This window comes from Devosia sp. P2_G7 (assembly GCF_056403495.1).
In genome coordinates this window covers 77979-94500 of record NZ_JBFUFI010000014.1, presented here as the reverse complement: position 1 = coordinate 94500, position 16522 = coordinate 77979, and the positions used below count along the sequence as shown (strand labels likewise).

19 protein-coding genes are annotated in these 16522 nt (G+C 64.8%); 11 read left to right on the top strand and 8 right to left on the bottom strand.

Features of this window, described 5'->3' with window-relative positions:
* Positions 1–137: 137 nt before the first annotated feature.
* Positions 138–572 (bottom strand): protoporphyrinogen oxidase HemJ, encoded by a 435-nt coding sequence (hemJ, locus tag AC1DWU_RS20375; protein ID WP_477151840.1) that lies wholly within the window; start codon positions 570–572, stop codon positions 138–140.
* A gap of 3 nt (positions 573–575) precedes the next feature.
* On the bottom strand, positions 576–1610 hold the full coding sequence (gene hemE, locus AC1DWU_RS20370) for a uroporphyrinogen decarboxylase (protein WP_477151839.1): 1035 nt from the start codon (positions 1608–1610) through the stop codon (positions 576–578).
* Positions 1611–2031: 421 nt separating this feature from the next.
* Here hemE and AC1DWU_RS20365 point away from each other — a divergent pair, with 421 nt between their 5' ends.
* Genes AC1DWU_RS20365 through dnaQ form a run of 4 tightly spaced genes read left to right on the top strand, consistent with a single transcriptional unit; the run spans position 2032 to position 4761 of the window.
* Positions 2032–2628 (top strand): Maf family protein, encoded by a 597-nt coding sequence (locus AC1DWU_RS20365; RefSeq protein WP_477151838.1) that lies wholly within the window; start codon positions 2032–2034, stop codon positions 2626–2628.
* 5 nt (positions 2629–2633) lie between these two features.
* On the top strand, positions 2634–3455 hold the full coding sequence (locus tag AC1DWU_RS20360; RefSeq protein WP_477151837.1) for a shikimate dehydrogenase: 822 nt from the start codon (positions 2634–2636) through the stop codon (positions 3453–3455).
* Positions 3455–4054, top strand: a complete 600-nt coding sequence (gene coaE / locus AC1DWU_RS20355) for a dephospho-CoA kinase (protein ID WP_477151836.1) — start codon at positions 3455–3457, stop codon at positions 4052–4054. Before AC1DWU_RS20360 ends, coaE begins: the two co-directional genes overlap by 1 nt.
* A complete protein-coding gene (dnaQ, locus tag AC1DWU_RS20350) occupies positions 4051–4761 on the top strand; it encodes a DNA polymerase III subunit epsilon (RefSeq protein WP_477151835.1) in 711 nt (236 codons plus the stop codon). The genes coaE and dnaQ overlap by 4 nt, the downstream gene beginning before the upstream one ends.
* Positions 4762–4767: 6 nt before the next feature.
* Here dnaQ and secB read toward each other — a convergent pair whose 3' ends face one another.
* Both secB and AC1DWU_RS20340 read right to left on the bottom strand, forming a co-directional pair.
* Positions 4768–5274 (bottom strand): protein-export chaperone SecB, encoded by a 507-nt coding sequence (gene secB / locus AC1DWU_RS20345; protein ID WP_477151834.1) that lies wholly within the window; start codon positions 5272–5274, stop codon positions 4768–4770.
* A 74-nt stretch (positions 5275–5348) separates the two neighbouring features.
* Positions 5349–5798 carry an FxsA family protein gene (locus AC1DWU_RS20340; protein ID WP_477151833.1) on the bottom strand — a complete coding sequence of 150 codons (450 nt, stop codon included), beginning with the start codon at positions 5796–5798 and terminating at the stop codon, positions 5349–5351.
* Between the two features lie 158 nt (positions 5799–5956).
* Between AC1DWU_RS20340 and AC1DWU_RS20335 the strand changes: the two genes are divergently transcribed.
* From AC1DWU_RS20335 to AC1DWU_RS20310, 6 genes are all read left to right on the top strand, one after another.
* Complete coding sequence (locus AC1DWU_RS20335; RefSeq protein ID WP_477151832.1) at positions 5957–6673, top strand: Tim44/TimA family putative adaptor protein; 717 nt, start codon at positions 5957–5959, stop codon at positions 6671–6673.
* 24 nt (positions 6674–6697) lie between these two features.
* The gene (locus AC1DWU_RS20330; RefSeq protein WP_477151831.1) at positions 6698–7276 is read left to right on the top strand and encodes a Smr/MutS family protein; all 579 of its coding nucleotides are present in this window, start codon (positions 6698–6700) and stop codon (positions 7274–7276) included.
* On the top strand, positions 7273–7632 hold the full coding sequence (locus AC1DWU_RS20325; RefSeq protein WP_477151830.1) for a helix-turn-helix domain-containing protein: 360 nt from the start codon (positions 7273–7275) through the stop codon (positions 7630–7632). Before AC1DWU_RS20330 ends, AC1DWU_RS20325 begins: the two co-directional genes overlap by 4 nt.
* Before the next feature lie 201 nt (positions 7633–7833).
* Positions 7834–8985, top strand: a complete 1152-nt coding sequence (locus tag AC1DWU_RS20320) for an FIST signal transduction protein (protein WP_477151829.1) — start codon at positions 7834–7836, stop codon at positions 8983–8985.
* 1 nt (position 8986) lies between these two features.
* A complete protein-coding gene (locus AC1DWU_RS20315) occupies positions 8987–10951 on the top strand; it encodes a putative bifunctional diguanylate cyclase/phosphodiesterase (RefSeq protein ID WP_477151828.1) in 1965 nt (654 codons plus the stop codon).
* A 109-nt stretch (positions 10952–11060) separates the two neighbouring features.
* Entirely contained in the window at positions 11061–12803 is a 1743-nt protein-coding gene (locus AC1DWU_RS20310; protein ID WP_477151827.1) for an ABC transporter ATP-binding protein, read from the top strand.
* A gap of 48 nt (positions 12804–12851) precedes the next feature.
* Here AC1DWU_RS20310 and hslU read toward each other — a convergent pair whose 3' ends face one another.
* Genes hslU through hslV form a run of 4 tightly spaced genes read right to left on the bottom strand, consistent with a single transcriptional unit; the run spans position 12852 to position 15740 of the window.
* On the bottom strand, positions 12852–14162 hold the full coding sequence (gene hslU / locus AC1DWU_RS20305; RefSeq protein WP_477151826.1) for an ATP-dependent protease ATPase subunit HslU: 1311 nt from the start codon (positions 14160–14162) through the stop codon (positions 12852–12854).
* A gap of 6 nt (positions 14163–14168) precedes the next feature.
* Entirely contained in the window at positions 14169–14678 is a 510-nt protein-coding gene (locus AC1DWU_RS20300) for an N-acetyltransferase family protein (RefSeq protein WP_477151825.1), read from the bottom strand.
* Positions 14675–15193: a GNAT family N-acetyltransferase gene (locus AC1DWU_RS20295; protein WP_477151824.1), complete on the bottom strand. Its 519-nt coding sequence runs from the start codon at positions 15191–15193 to the stop codon at positions 14675–14677. Before AC1DWU_RS20295 ends, AC1DWU_RS20300 begins: the two co-directional genes overlap by 4 nt.
* Complete coding sequence (hslV, locus tag AC1DWU_RS20290) at positions 15180–15740, bottom strand: ATP-dependent protease subunit HslV (RefSeq protein WP_477151823.1); 561 nt, start codon at positions 15738–15740, stop codon at positions 15180–15182. Before hslV ends, AC1DWU_RS20295 begins: the two co-directional genes overlap by 14 nt.
* 193 nt (positions 15741–15933) lie before the next feature.
* Between hslV and hisB the strand changes: the two genes are divergently transcribed.
* The gene (gene hisB / locus AC1DWU_RS20285; RefSeq protein ID WP_477151822.1) at positions 15934–16521 is read left to right on the top strand and encodes an imidazoleglycerol-phosphate dehydratase HisB; all 588 of its coding nucleotides are present in this window, start codon (positions 15934–15936) and stop codon (positions 16519–16521) included.
* The last annotated feature ends 1 nt before the right edge of the window (position 16522 follow it).

Genomic DNA, 16522 nt, shown 5'->3' with positions numbered 1-16522 from the left:
ACGGAGAGGGGGGTTCGCCCGGAAAGCGCCGGGGAGGCGCCCATCGATCAGGCAGTGCGCTTCAGATAGCTAAAACCTTCGCCACATTCAAGCGGAATGCGGATTCACGTGGAACAATGGCTGCTAAGCGGAGCGCATCAGAATGGCTTCACCACCACCGAAATGACGATGACGATGGCGATGACGAAAGGGATTTCGTTGATGGCGCGGAAGAACTTTGCCGGTCGGGTGTTGCGGTCATTGGTGAAGTCGCGCAGCAGCCGGCCGTAGAAACCGTGGATGCCGCTCAGCAGGATCACCATCACGGCCTTCAGCCACATCCAGCCCTGGCTGAAATCGACGATGCCGAAGCCAAAGGCCAGCCACAGGCCGAACACCCAGGCCGCAATCATCGCCGGCGTGGTGATGCCGCGATAGAGCCGCCGCTCCATCACCTTGAAGGTCTCGGACTGGACCGAGCCCTGCTCGGCGTCGGCGTGATAGACGAACAGCCGCGGCAGGTAGAGCATCCCGGCCATCCAGGCGATCACCGAGAGGATGTGCAGCGCCTTGACCCATGGATAGAAATCCATCGCCTATGCTCCCCGCGCCACTGCGATCAGCCGCTCGACATGCGCGATCGGCGTTTCCGGCACGATCCCGTGCCCGAGGTTGAAGATGTGCGGGCGATCGCGGAAGCCGGCGACGATTTCGCGGATGCGATTGTCCATCTGCTCACCGCCGGCGAGTAGGCGCAGCGGATCGAGATTGCCCTGCACGCCGAGACCGGCCGGGAGTTCAGCGGCAAAGCCGAGCGGCGTCGCATAGTCGAGGCCGAGCACGTTGACGCCGGTCGCCTTGGCATAGGCCGGCAGGTTACCCGCAGCGCCGCGCGGAAAACCGATCACCGGTGCTCCCGGGATGAGTTTCCGCAGCCCTTCGACGATCCGGCGGTTCGGCTCGATTACCCAGTTGCGGAACGCTATCTCGTCGAGGTTCAGCGCCCAGCTCTCGAACAGCTGCACCACATCGGCACCGGCCTGCAGTTGCGCCGCGAGATAGGCGATGCTGGCCTCGACTAGGATGTCGATCAGTTGCGCGAATGCCGCCGGTTGGGTCAGCGCGAATACCCGCGCCGCCGCCTGGTCGGGCGAGCCACGTCCGCCGATCATGTAGGTGGCAACCGTCCAGGGCGAGCCACAGAAGCCGATCAGGGTCTTGTCGGGGGTGAGGCCAGCTCGAACCCTCCTGACCGTCTCGATGATAGGGCTCAGCTTCTCCAAAGCCCCTTTGGGATCGAGCCGTGGGATCGAGTCTGCCGTCACGGGCTCAAGCAGGGGGCCTTCGCCAGCTTCGAAGCGGACATATTGGCCCAGGGCATCCGGGATCACCAGGATATCGGAGAAGAGGATTGCTGCGTCGAGATCGAAGCGCCGCAAGGGCTGCAGCGTCACCTCCGAAGCCAGTTCCGGGTTGTAGCAGAGGTCGAGAAAGCTGCCGGCTTTGGCGCGGAGCTCGCGATACTCCGGCAGATAGCGTCCAGCCTGGCGCATGATCCAGATCGGCAGCCGCTGCTGGCGCCGTCCGAGCACCGTCTCAAGCAGTGGTTTGAGCACCGGTGTCTGGGTCATCGCCCAACCAATCCTAAAGACTCTAGATTCTTAATCATCATTATCATGGCGGTGTTTTGCAGGAATTCACGGCTGCCCACAACGAGATACGCGGCGACAGAAGCGCGCGGCGGTGACGCTGCCGGAGCCTGTGAATCATCGGCGGTGAAGAGAAGAGGGGTGCCTCGGGAGTCGCGCCGTTTACTAAGTCTTAACCATGTCACAATGGTTGACGATCCGTTAACGGGGCTGTGGATGGACCCGTGCTTCACGCAGCCGGTTATCCCCACAACTCACCTTAACCCTTTGTTAACTCTCCCGCGGGGTCGGCCTGTTGAGCGATCTCGTCCCAGCGGGGAGAACTCGGGCGTTGCGCCGCGGCGGCCGGTTGTCCACCGCGGCCGCACTTGAGCGAATGAGGACAGTGTGGAAAACCGAGGTCATGCTGATCCTTGCTTCCCAGAGTTCCGCGCGAAAAGCCCTGCTGGCGGGCACTGGGCTCCGATTCGAAACGAGTCCAGCGCAAATCGACGAACGGGCGCTCGAAGCGGGTGTGCTGGGGAAAGGCGGTGACGCTCGATCCGTGGCGTGTCACCTCGCAGAGGCGAAGGCCATCGCGGTCTCAACGGCCCGGCAGGGGGCAGTCGTCATCGGTGCGGACCAGGTGCTGGCGCTTGATGGGGACCTTCTGCACAAGCCCGAGACCCTTGCCGTCGCGGCGAACCAGCTAGATCGGCTGGCAGGGCACACGCATTTCCTCCATGCCGGTGTCGCCCTGGCCCGCGGAGGCCGCCTGCTCTGGTCCACGACGGACACGGCATCGCTCACCATGCGCCGCTTCGATGCGGTGGAACGCGACGCGGTCCTCGCGCTTGAAGGGCCCGGAGTGCTCGGTTCGGTCGGTGGCTATCGGCTCGAGGGCCCGTCGATCCGGCTGTTCGAGCGGATCGAGGGTGACTATTTCACCATTCTGGGGCTGCCGCTGTTGCCCTTGCTGGCCGCGCTGCGTCAGCATGCCCCTGAAACCCTCGCTCAGTGATTCACGTGAAAAAAGCCTTCGTCATCGGCCACCCGATCAAGCACTCCCGCTCGCCGCTGATCCACGGCAGCTGGATCGCTGAGCATGGTATCGATGGCAGCTACGAGGCGATCGACGTCGCCCCCGAGGAGTTGCCGGCTTTCGTCGAGCGCCTGCGCCAGGGCGAGTTCGCCGGCGGCAATGTGACCATACCCCACAAGGAGGCGGTGTTTGCCCTCTGCGACAGCGTCGACCCACTGGCGACCACCATCGCGGCGGTGAACACGCTCGTCGCCCGCGACGGCAAGGTGCATGGCTTCAACACCGACTTCATGGGTTTTCTCGGCAATCTCGACCAGAACGCTCCGGGCTGGGCGGAGGGGCTGAACCGCGCCATCGTGCTCGGCGCCGGCGGTGCGGCCCGCGCTATTCTCGTCGCGCTGCGCGAACGCGGGGTTCCCGAGATCGTGCTGCTCAATCGCACGCCGGAGAAGGCTGAAGCCTTGGCGAGGGAGATTGCCGGCCCGTTCCTTCCCGGCAGCCTCGCGGACTACGCCCAATACGCACCCGGGGCCGGCCTCGTGGTGAACACCAGTTCCGTCGGCATGCACGACACCCGTTTCGACGATCTCGACCTCCGGCTGCTGCCCAAGACAGCGCTGGTCACCGACATCGTCTATGTCCCGCTCGTGACGCCGCTGCTGACCGACGCCCGCGCGCTCGGTCTCCGCACCGTCGACGGGCTCGGGATGCTGCTGCATCAGGCGGTCCCCGGCTTTGAGGCCTGGTTCGGCGTCCGCCCCGAGGTGACCCCGGCGCTGCGCGCCAGAATCGAGGCGACGCTCTGATGCTGAAGCTCGGGCTCACCGGATCGATCGCGACGGGCAAATCGACGATGCTCAAGGCCTTCGCCGATCTCGGCATCCCGACCTTTTCGTCCGACGAGGCGGTGCATGACCTTTACCGCGGCGCGGCTGTCGCGCCGGTCGAGGCAGCTTTTCCCGGGGTCACGGTGGACGGTGTCATCGATCGCGAAAAGCTCAGTCGGCATCTGGTTGGCCATCCCGGGCGGTTGCAGCAGCTCGAGGCCATCGTGCATCCGCTGGTGCGGGCGAGGATAAGGTCGTTCCTCGCCGAGGCCGAAGCTCGTGGTGAAGCGATTGCGGTGGTCGATATTCCGCTGCTGTTCGAGAACGGCGTCGATTGGGGGCTCGATGCCGTCATCGTCACCATCGTCGATGCGGCCGAGCAACGCCGGCGTGCCCTGGCTCGTCCCGGGATGACGGTGGAAAAGCTTGAGGCCATCCTTGCCCGTCAGCTAACACAGGCTGAAAAGGTGAAACGCGCCACCTACATAATCGACACCGCCGACACCATCGAAGCGACCCGCCAATCGGTTGCCGACCTGGTGCAGAGGCTGCGTCAGGAAGCCAAAGCCCGCCAATGAGCCGCGAAATCGTCCTCGATACCGAAACCACCGGCCTATCGCCGGTGACGGGCGACCGCATCGTCGAGATCGGCTGCGTCGAGCTGATCAACCACATCCCGACCGGCCGGCATTTCCACGTCTATCTCAATCCCGAGCGTGACGTGCCGGATGAAGCATTCCGGGTGCATGGGCTGTCGACCGAGTTCCTGCGCGACAAGCCGCTGTTCAGCGCCGAGGCCGACGCCTTCCTCGAGTTCATCGGCGATGGCACGCTGGTGATCCACAACGCCCCGTTCGACATGGGCTTTCTCAACTTCGAGCTCGAAAAGCTCGGCAAGCCCAGCCTCACCAATGAGGTGATCGACACCGTGATGGTGGCGCGCGAGCGCCATCCGGGCGCGCGCGTCAGCCTCGATGCGCTCTGCAAGCACTATGGCATCGACAATTCGAAGCGCGTGTTGCACGGCGCGCTGCTCGACAGCGAGATCCTCGCCGATGTCTATCTGGAGCTGATCGGTGGCCGGCAGGTGGCGCTGGCGCTGGTGGCCGAGACGCATATCGAGAGCGGCATCACCGTGACGATGGCGCCTGCACGCCAGCGACCGGTGCCGCTGCCGTCACGGCTGACCGACATCGAATTCGCCGCCCACCTGAAGCTCGTCGGCACGCTCGGCGCCGACGCCTTGTGGAGCAATTATCCCACCGAGCTCGCGGCGGCCGAGTAGGCCCGCTTAGTTGGGCGGCGTGCCCGGAGCGGCCTGCTGCGCCTGCAGGTTGCGGACGTTCTGGATGTAGAGCGCGTTGAAATCCACCGGCTCCATCATCAGCGGCGGGAAGCCGCCGAGCTGAACGATGGTGGCGAGCACATGGCGGGCGAACGGGAAGATCATTCGCGGGCACTCGACCATCAGTAGGGCCGGCAGCTGCGGCTCGGGCACGTTCCTCACCCGGAACACGCCGCCATAGACCAGTTCGACGTTGAACAGCACGGTCTTGTCGCGCTCGGCCTTGGCGTTGAGGTTGATCTCAACGGCGTAGAGATCGTCGGCCTGCTTCTTCACCCCGACATTGATGCCCACGGTGAAGTTGGGGTTCGGACCGCCCAACAGCACCGAACCGGGCGCGCCCGGGTTCTCGAAGCTCAGGTCGCGGGTGTACTGCCCGACGAGGCTGTAGCTGGGCGCCGTGCTGGCGTTCGCGGGTGCCGGCGCGGCCTCGGGCGGGGTCTGGTCAGCCATAGTCGAAAATCCTCGAGCTTTCGGTCGGCCGGGTGGCTAGCACCTTTGGCACTCAGCCACAAGCGCGGTGGCTTTCAGCGCGGCCGCCACTCGTCCGAATCGAGGTCGATCGTGCCATCGTCGACACGCCGTTGCGCAAAGCCGGGACCGGCCCCGGTGGTCGACGTGACGACCGTCACCCGGGACTTGAGAAAGGCGTAGATTGCCGAGCGCACCGGCGGGATCAGCAGCAGGATGCCGATGAGGTCGGAGAAATAGCCCGGCAACAGCAGCAGCAGTCCCGCGACCCCGACCATCATCGCGTCGGCCAATGCTCGCGCCGGCAACTGCCCGCGCCCCACCGTCGAGCGGATCTCGTTGAGCAGCGACAGTCCCTGCATGCGGATCACCAGCGAACCGATGATCGCCGTCACCACTACGCCCGCCAGCGTCGGCCACAAGCCGATGGCGTTGCCGATCACCACGAAGAACGCGATCTCGACCAGCGGCACCAGCAGAAAGATCAGGAACAATAGGCGGCCCAATGGGTAACCCTTTCGAAAGCGCTGCGTCATAAAGGCCCCGCCGGGCTCCTCAGCCAAACGTGAACTGGTTTCCGGCTGAGCGTTTCCCTATATATAGGTCACATTTTTGGCTCCGCGAGCCGGACGCCCCCTTTCCCCTGGCGCGAGTAGCACGTCCGATGGATGAATTCTTCGATATCCCCACGCTCATCGTCATTGGTCTGGCGATCGTTGTGCTGTTCCGGCTGCGTCAGGTCCTCGGCACCCGTACCGGTCGTGAGCGTTCCCCGCTGGAGCGCCAGCGTGAGGCGGCGCCGGTGAAGGCCGGCGACGACACGGTGGTGCAGATGCGCCCGCGTCCGGTTCCAGAGACCGACGAGAATCAGGCCCGCGCGGCGCGCAAGCTCGAGACCGAGATCACCCAGTTCTCGCATGGCGACGACAAGGTTGCGGCGGGCCTCAATGCAATCGCTGACGCCGACCCGAACTTCGGGCCCAAGAGCTTCATGGAAGGCGCCAAGTCCGCCTACGAGATGATCGTCACCGCGTTCGCCGCCGGGGACCGCCAGACCCTGAAGAACCTGCTCGAAAAGGACGTCTATGACGGCTTCGAGCGCGTCATCAAAGATCGCGAGGCCGCCGGCCACAAGATCGACTTCACCTTTGTCGGGCTGCCCAAGGTCGAGATTTCGGAAGCCGAAGTAGACAAGCGGGCCGCCAGCGTCACCATCCGCTTCCACGCTGAAGTGGTCTCGGCCACCCGCGACAAGGACGGCAACCTGCTCGAAGGCAATGCCGACCAGGTCACCAACATCGCCGACGAATGGACTTTTGCGCGCAACCCCAAGGCGCGCGATCCCAACTGGAAGCTCGTCGCCACCAGTCAGCTCGAATAAGAGGCCACGCTCGGGGGCGATGCGATGGCCAAGCGCCGGTCGGATGGAAAGGGCCAGCTCCCCGACTGGCACCTTTGGCTCGAGGTGTCGCAGACGGTTTCGCCGCTGCGGCCGCCGCGGCAGATCGTGAACCTCGACACCGAACCGCTGCCCATACCTACGCCGCCGCCGCCCAAGCGCCACCGCCTGCTGCCGGCCATGCCGGCATATCAATCCGACGGCCGGCCGGCCAAGCAACCGCGCGCCGGGATCGAACCCAACCTGAAGCAGCGGCTGCAGCGGGGGCGCGAAGAGATCGATGGGACGATCGACCTGCATGGCATGCGCCAGGTTGAGGCGCACGGAGCGCTCACCCGCTTCATCCAGGCTCGGGCAGCGCGCGGCGATCGAACCTTGCTGGTGATCACCGGCAAGGGGCTGAAGAAGCTCGGCGACGACGCAGCGGTGATCGTCGAACGCGGGGTGCTTCGCGCCATGCTGCCGGTATGGCTCAGTGCGCCAAACCTCGCGCCGCTGGTCGCGGGCTGGGATACGGCGGCGCAAGGCCATGGCGGCGATGGCGCCTTCTACGTGCGGTTACGACGGGAGCGGGATTATCGATGACTCCACTCGGGCTGAAGCTTCGCCAGATGCGTGACGAACGCGGCGTGACGCTGAAGGACATGGCCAAGGCGCTGCGCGTTTCCAGCGCCTATCTCAGCGCCCTCGAACATGGCCGCCGCGGCAAGCCAACCTTCGCGCTGATGCAAAGGATCATCGCCTATTTCAACGTCATCTGGGACGACGCCGAGGAACTGCAGCGCCTTGCGGAGATGAGCGACCCCAGGATCACCATCGACACTGCCGGAATGCCCCCCGAGGCCACCGAACTCTCCAACCGCCTCGCCCGCGATATTGCCAAGTTGGCGCCGGAAGATCTGGCTTATCTCAGCACCGAAGTCGCCCGTCGGGTGAAGTAGGCGAGGCTCGCCAGGGTGCTTTGGGCCATGGCGACAGTTGCGCCGTGAAAGGTGCAATGCGCTATAGTTTACGGCTTGCTGATTGACACTAAGTAGTTGGAGTAGCAGCCTTGGAGACAAACTAACGCAGGTCTTGCGGCGAAACGTTAAGGTTTGGTCCACACAATCGTCACCATCCGCTGGATGTTGGAAGAGGGTGGCATGCGCGCCTCGCAACTGTTCTGGGACAAGCAGTCCCAATGGTCGGAGGCAGACGTGTCTCTCGACCGGGCTGGTCTGGTCTTCTATTTCGGCACCCGCCAGATGCTCGCCGATGGCGGGCTTTACGACAGTCTTCGGTCGCGCTTTCCCGACGCGCACCTGCTGGGGTGCTCGACCGGCGGGCAACTCGCCGGGCTCGACGTCAGCGACGATACGGCCTGCGCCCTGGCACTGGACTTCGCGGCGACCGACCTGCGCGTCGCCCGCGCCGAGATAAAGGGCTCCGCCGACTCGCGTGCGACCGGCGCCGCCATCGGCGCTGCGCTCAAGGGCGACCGCCTGGCCGGCGTGTTCATCCTGTCGGACGGACTGCGCGTCAATGGCAGCGCGCTGGTTGAAGGCGTCGTCAGCGAAGTCGGGCGCGACGTGCCGGTCAGCGGCGGCCTTGCCGGTGACGGCGCTGATTTTGCCCAGACCCTCGTGGGTTGTGACAGTCCCCCGGCGCCCAACACCATTGCAGCGGTTGGCTTTTATGGCGATGCCATCCGCATCGGTCACGGCAGCGCCGGCGGCTGGGATGTGTTCGGGCCGATGCGCCAGATCACTCGCTCCGATGGCAATGTGCTGTACGAGGTCGACGGCAAGCCGGCGCTCGATCTCTACAAGCTCTATCTCGGACCGGAGGAGAGCCAGAACCTGCCCGGCTCGGCGCTGCTGTTCCCGCTGCGCATCTTCGATCCCAAACACCCCGAACGCAGCGTCGTTCGCACCATCCTTGCCGTCGATCACGAGTCGGGCTCGATGACATTTGCCGGAGATATGCCCCAGGGCTGGTCGGCTCAGCTGATGCGCGGCAGCTTCAACCGGCTCTGCGCCGGCGCGGCGGAGGCGACGCAGCGCGCCGTGCTCAATGCGCATCCGCAGCCCGATGCACAAAGCGCCGCTATCTTCGTCAGCTGCATTGGGCGGCGCTTGCTCATGGGTCAACGCATCGACGAGGAGATCGAGGCGGCAACCGCTGAGCTGGCGGAGAGCTGTGTGCCGGTCGGCTTCTATTCCTACGGTGAGATATCGCCGCACGAGGTCTCCGGCTTCTGCCAGTTGCACAACCAGACGATGACCGTGACAGTACTGGCAGAGCAGGCGGCCTGATTTGCGTAAGCTGTTTGATCGGCAGCTGGAAAAATCGACGGACGCCGCCGGGCGTGTCGACCTGGCGGCGCTCGAACGGCTGGTGACGGCTGCCTACGAAGACGCCGAGCTGGACCGCACGCGCACCGATCGATCGATCGAGCTGATGGTGGGCGAGCTGACGGCGTTCCAGGTCGGGCTCGAGGCAGAGATCGAGAACCGGACCGCGCAGCTGCGCCAGAGCCAGAAGAAGCTACGCACCCAGAACACCCGCTTCCTCACGGCGCTCGAGAACATGGCGCAAGGCCTCGCGATGTTCGACAGGCAGCGCCGACTGGTGGTCTGCAACCGACAATATCTCGACATCTACAATCTGCCGCGCCGGTTCGGCCGCGTCGGCACGTCGCTCGTTTCGATCCTCAGGGCCCGCATCGCCGCCGGAACTTCCGCTGGCAGCGATCCGGCCGCCTATCTGCGCGAGCGGCTGGTGACGGCGGCGGACGGCGTAAGTTCGACGACGACGCACCATCTCAACAATGGGCGGGTGCTGTCGGTCACCCACCGCGCCATGGGCGATGGCGGCTGGGTGACCATGCACCGTGACATCACCGAGCTGCACAACATGCAGGCCGAGCTCACGCACCAGGCCTATCACGACTCGCTCACCGAGCTGCCGAACCGCAACCTGCTCTACCAGCTGCTCGGGCAGGCCATCGATACACTGCCGACAGGCGGCAGCTTTGCGGTGCTCTGTCTCGATCTCGATGGCTTCAAGGCGATCAACGACTCGATGGGTCACGCCGCCGGCGACAAGCTGCTGAAACAGGTGGCGGCTCGCCTGCGCGAGTGTGTCGGAGACGCCGGAACCGTCGGCCGCATGGGTGGCGACGAATTCGCCGTGCTGCACCCCGACGGCACCCCCGAAAGCGCGCTGGTGCTGGCCAAGTCGATTCTCGAGGCGATCCGCCGGCCGTTCGATATCGACGATCACGCCGTGCTGGTCGGCGTGAGCATCGGCGTCGCCATGGCGCCGCGCGATGGCCAGAGCGCCGACAAATTGCTGAGGAACGGCGACCTGGCGCTCTACTCGATCAAGCGCGGACGACGCGGCGGATACCGCTTCTTCGAGCCGGACCTGCAGCGGACGCTCAGTGAGAGCAGCCGCATCGAGCGCGACCTCCGCCGTGCGCTGGCCAACGGGGAGTTCGAACTGTTCTACCAACCCATCCTCAACCTCGACTCGCAGACCATCGCCGGCTTCGAGGCATTGCTGCGCTGGCGCCACCCGATCGAGGGCATCATCCCGCCGGCCGAGTTCATTCCGCTGGCTGAGGAACTCGGGCTGATCGTGCCGATCGGGGAATGGGTCATCCGCCAGGCCTTCGCCGAGGCGGCCAGCTGGCCGGCAAGGATGCACGTTGCCGTCAATGTGTCGTCGGTGCAGTTCGGCCGTGGCGACCTGGTCGGCGTCGTGATGGATGCGCTGCGTGCCAGCGGCCTCGCCGCCGATCGGGTGGAGATCGAGATCACCGAGACGCTGTTCCTCGAGAACAGCCAGCAGAACCTCGATACCCTGCACCGGCTGCACGCCCTCGGGCTCAAAGTGGCGCTCGATGACTTCGGCACGGGCTACTCGGCGCTTAGCTATCTGCTGGCTTTCCCATTCGACAAGATCAAGCTCGACGGCTCGTTCGTCGGCGCGCTGGACAACCGGCAGGGCGCCCAGATCATCATGCGATCGGTCGCCGATATCGGCCAGCGCATGGGCATGGTCACCACCGCCGAAGGGGTCGAGACCCCCGAACAGCTGAAGGATGTCCAGCTCCTCGGCTACACCGAAGCGCAGGGTTTCCTGATCTCGGAGCCGATGAGCCGCCAGGCGGTGCGCCAGCTGCTGCACCTTGCCGTCGACACCATGGCGGAATCGGCCGTGCAGCAGGAGCCCTCGCTCGCGGCCAAGACTGCGAGCAATGCGCGCCGGCCCTGACCGACGCCGCCACTTCGCGGATTCACGTGGAACACATCGGCGAGTGGACAGCCTCCGGCAACCGGACTATGCGCTAGCCGATATTTGCTGACCTGTTCGGACGAGTTTCATGCTGCGCCGGTTCTTTGCCTATTACGCACCCTATAGGCACCTGTTCTTTCTCGATTTCGGCTGCGCCGTACTGGCCGGCGTTCTTGAGCTGGGCTTCCCGCTGGCGGTGAAGCTGTTCGTCGACGACTTGTTGCCGGGCCAGAACTGGGGGCTGATCGCCGGCACGGCTGCGCTGCTGCTGGCGGTGTACGCGCTCAACACCGCGCTCATCGCTATCGTCAACTATTGGGGCCATGCGCTCGGCATCTCGATCGAGACCGACATGCGCCGGCAGGCCTTCGATCACATCCAGAAGCTCAGCTTCCGCTATTTCGACAACAACAAGACCGGCCAGCTGATCACCCACGTCACCAAAGATCTCGAGGAGGTGGGCGAGGTTGCCCACCATGGTCCGGAAGACCTGTTCATCGCGGTGATGACCTTCATCGGGGCGTTCATCCTGATGTTCACGGTGCACTGGCAGCTGGCGCTGATGACCACCATCATCGTGCCGCTGATGACCTGGCTGGTGAGCCGCTACGGCTCTCGCATGACCCGCACCTGGCAGCAGCTGTTCCGCCAGGTCGGCGACTTCAACACCCGCGTGCAGGAGAGCGTCGGCGGCATCCGCGTGGTCAAGGCTTTCGCCAACGAGGACTATGAGCGCGGCCTGTTCGCCAAGAACAACGAGGGCTATCGCGCCACCAAGCTCAGCGCCTACGCCATCATGACGGCGTCGATTACGCTCAGCTATTTCAGCACCCGCTTCGTGCAGCTGGTGGTGATGGTCGCCGGCACCTGGTTCGTCATCAAGGGCGACCTGAGCTATGGCGGCTTCATCGGCTTCCTGCTGCTGGTCAACGTCTTCTTCCGCCCGATCGACAAGATTACCTCGGTGCTGGAGAGCTATCCCAAGGGCATCGCGGGGTTCCGCAGGTTCACCACGCTGATCGACACGGAGCCTGATACTGCAGATCGGCCTGGGGCGAAGCCGGTCGAGAGCCTCAAGGGTGACATCGTCTACAAGGATGTGAGCTTTGCCTATTCGGGCGATCCGGCGTCCAAGGACAAGGTGTTGGACGGGCTGAACCTCACGATCGCCGCGGGCGAAACCGTGGCCTTTGTCGGCCCGTCCGGCGCCGGCAAGACCACCATCTGCTCGCTGCTGCCGCGTTTCTATGATGTCACCGCCGGCGCCATCAGCATCGACGGCGTCGACATCCGCGACATGACCCAGGCCTCGTTGCGTGGCCAGATCGGCATCGTGCAGCAGGATGTATTTCTGTTCGGCTCGACCATTCGAGAGAACGTCGCCTATGGCCGCCTCGGCGCCAGCGACGAGGAGGTCATGGACGCGCTGCGCCGCGCGGCGCTGGACGAGTTCGTGCTGTCACTGCCGGACGGGCTCGATACGCCGACCGGCGAGCGTGGCGTAAAGCTGTCGGGTGGCCAGAAGCAGCGGCTCGCCATCGCGCGCATCTTCTTGAAGAACCCGCCGATCCTCATTCTCGACGAAGCGACCTCGGCGCTGGACACCGCGACCGAGTACGCCATTCAGCAGGCGCTCGCCGCACTGTCGGAGGGGCGCACGACGCTCGTCGTGGCGCACCGGCTCGCCACCATCCGCAATGCCGATCGTATCGTGGTGGTGAGCAGCGAGGGTATCGTAGAGCAGGGGACGCATGCCGAGCTGATCGGCAGGGCGGGCGCCTATGCGCGGCTGCACGGCGCACAGTTCGGCGGCACCACCGCAGCAGAATAGCAAAGGCCGGGATCGCTCCCGGCCTTCTCAATTCGTCGTTCTGTTGCCTTACAGCACGAAGCGGCTGAGGTCGGTGTCGGCGGCCATCTTGCCGATGCGGTCCTGCACATAGGCGGCGTCGATGCGGATCGTCTCGCCAGCCTTGTCCGGGGCGTCGAACGAGATGTCCTCGACCAGCCGCTCGAGGATGGTGGCGAGCCGGCGGGCGCCGATATTTTCGACCGTCGAGTTCACCTGCACTGCCGCGTCGGCGATCGCTTCGATCGCGTCCGGGGTGAAGTCGAGGGTCAGGCCCTCGGTCTTCATCAGCGCCACGTACTGCTTGATGAGGCTGGCATCGGTGTCGTTGAGGATGCCGATCAGGTCCTGCCGGGTCAACGCCTTGAGCTCGACGCGGATCGGCAGGCGGCCCTGCAGCTCGGGCAGCAGGTCCGAGGGTTTTGCGACGTGGAACGCGCCCGAGGCGATGAACAGGATGTGGTCGGTTTTCACCGGTCCGTACTTGGTGGAGACCGTGGTGCCTTCGATCAACGGCAGCAGGTCGCGCTGTACGCCCTCGCGGGAGACGCCACCACCGTAGCCGCCTTCGCGGTTCACGATCTTGTCGATCTCGTCGATGAAGGCGATGCCGTGGTTCTCGACCAGGTCGACGGCTTCCTTGTTCAGCTGGTCCTGGTCGAGCAGCTTGTCGGCTTCCTCGGCGAGGAGGGGCTGATGCGCGTCCTTGACCTTGACCTTGCGCTTCACGCCGCGGCCGCCAAAAGCCTTGCCGAGCATGTCCTGGATGTTGATCACGCCGATATTGGCGCCCGGCATGCCGGGGATGTCGAAGCCGCCCGGATTGCCCGTCGGCTGCATCTCGATCTCGATTTCCTTGTCGTCGAGCTCGTTGGTCCTGAGCTTCTGCCGGAAGCTCTCGCGGGTCGACGGCGAGGCGGACGAGCCGACCAGTGCGTCGAGCACCCGCTCTTCGGCATTGTGGTGAGCCTGCGCCTGCACCTCGCCGCGCTTCTTGTCGCGCAGCAGCGAAATGCCGGCCTCGACCAGGTCGCGGATGATCTGCTCGACGTCGCGGCCGACATAGCCGACTTCGGTGAACTTGGTGGCCTCGACCTTGATGAACGGCGCCTGGGCAAGCTTCGCCAGCCGCCGGCTGATCTCGGTCTTGCCGACGCCGGTGGGCCCGATCATCAGGATGTTCTTGGGCGTCACCTCGGCGCGCAGGTCATCCGGCAGCTGCTGCCGGCGCCAGCGGTTGCGCAGCGCCACGGCGACGGCGCGCTTCGCGTCATGCTGGCCGACAATGTAGCGATCGAGCTCGGAGACGATCTCGCGCGGGGAGAAATTGGTGTCACTCATAATCCGTCACTTTCCGCTGCCCTCATCGAGGCGCAGCACCATGAGATAGTCATCGTAGAAGACGCCATCGACCTTCAGGCCGCGCGGGTCTTCGCCGTATGTCACAAAGCCGTGCCGCTCGTAGAGCCGGCGGGCCGTTGGGTTGTCCTGCGTCACCGCGAGGTGCAGCTGCAGGACGTGGTTGCGGGCTTCCGCGATCACCGCGGCGATCAACAGGTCCGCGCCGCCTTTGCCCCGTGAGCCGGGGCTGAGATAGACGCCAACCAGGTGGCCGCGATGCGCCGACTTCAGCATCGCCTCGCGATAGAAGCCGGCAGTGCCGACCAGCGCCTCCGCATCGAACAGGCCGAACACGAAGCCCTTGTCGAGGCGGTCGACCCAGGCCGAAGCCGGCTTGTCGATCTCCTCCGCGAGGCTCGAGCCGAACGAGGCGGGCGAGTTCTGCAGCCCTTCGATCCGGAGCGACCGGTAGGCTTCGGCGTCTGCAGCGGCGAGCCGGCGGGTGGTCCAGCTCACGCGAAATCTCCGTCGGCGTTCCGCGCCATCATCAGCGCCGGGCCATATTCCGAGTGCCGCGTATCGAAGCTCTCGAACCCGGCTTTCTCGTATGCCCGGATCGCCGCCGCATTGGCCGGATCGGGATCGATGATCACCCGGATGGCGCCTTCCTCGAACAGTAGCTCGACGAACGCCTCGATCAGCCGCGGGCCGTGGCCTTTGCCGATCAGCTCGGGCACCCCAATGAACTGGTCGATCCCCAGCGTTCCGGTCGGCTGGTCCTGGTACGGGTGGCCATCTTCGAGATGCGGATCGTAGCTCTGGATGTAGCCGATCGGCTTGCCATTGAGCTCGACGATGAACGGCTCCACCGAGATGCTATCGATGTGGCCTTCGATCGACTTCAGCGCTTTGCCCAGGTCGTTGTCCCACCATTTCGCCACGTGCGGCTCCGCCAGCCAGCGCGCCAGGAGCGGCTTGTCGGCTTGCGTCACGGGCCGGAAGCCGTAGCGGTGGGCGTCAGACGGTTTCAATCGTTTCGACCGTCACGTTCTCGTTGGTGTAGATGCAGACCTCGGCCGCGATCTTCATCGCCTTGCGGGCGATCTCCTCGGCATCGAGCTCGGTGTTCTCGCTGAGCGCCAGGGCCGCGGAATAGGCGTAGTTGCCGCCTGAGCCGATGGCGATGGTGTTGTGGTCGGGGGTCAGCACGTCGCCGGTGCCGGTGAGCACCAGGGTGACGTCCTTGTCGGCGACGATCATCATCGCTTCGAGCCGGCGCAGGTAGCGGTCGGTGCGCCAGTCCTTGGCGAGCTCGACCGAGGCGCGCATCAGCTGGTCGGGGTACTGCACCAGCTTGGCTTCCAGCCGCTCGAACAGCGTGAACGCGTCGGCGGTGGCACCGGCAAAGCCGCCGATTACCTTGCCGTCGGCGAGGCGCCGGACCTTCTTGGCGGAATGCTTCATCACGGTGTTGCCGACCGAGACCTGTCCGTCACCGGCCACTACCACCTTGTTGCCCTTGCGGACGGCGACGATCGTCGTGCCGTGCCAGCCGGGGAACTCGTTGTCCTTCGACATGTTGGGAAAAACTCCAGAACTGTTGGACCCTATTTAGGCACGGGTCGAGGGAATGCAAACCTGGCTAGCCGGTTGGGTAGTTTCCCGGAGGTTACCTGGGTCGCGCCGCTCACGACGTGCGGCCCTCTTTCACCGCATCTTCACCCCTCAGGCGCTATCTGCTACAGCCGCCGCGCCAACAGGGACTGCCGCCATGCGCACCGCCGAGATCATCAGGAAGACCAATGAGACCGACATCAACGTGTCGGTGAACCTCGATGGGACCGGCAAGCACGACATGCAGACCGGCATCGGCTTCCTCGACCACATGCTGGATCAACTGTCGAAGCACTCGCTGATCGACATGAGCGTCGTCGCCAAGGGCGACCTGCACATCGATTTCCACCACACCGCCGAGGACGTCGGCATTGCACTGGGTGAAGCGATCAAGCAGGCGCTGGGCAGCAAGCGCGGCATCCGTCGCTATGCCTCGTCCGACCTGCCGATGGATGGGACGCTGACCCGCGTCGCGCTCGACGTCTCGGGCCGGCCGTTCCTCGTCTGGAAGGTCGAGTTCACCCGCGACAAGGTGGGCGAGATGGACACCGAGCTGTTCCGCGAGTGGTTCCAGGCCTTCGCCATGAATGCCGGCATCACGCTCCACGTCGAGACCTTCTACGGCGACAACAACCACCATATCGCCGAGAGCGCCTTCAAGGCGCTGGCCCGGGCATTGCGCTCGGCCGTCGAGATCGACCCGCGCGCTGCGGATGCGATCCCTTCGACCAAGGGTACGCTCTAGG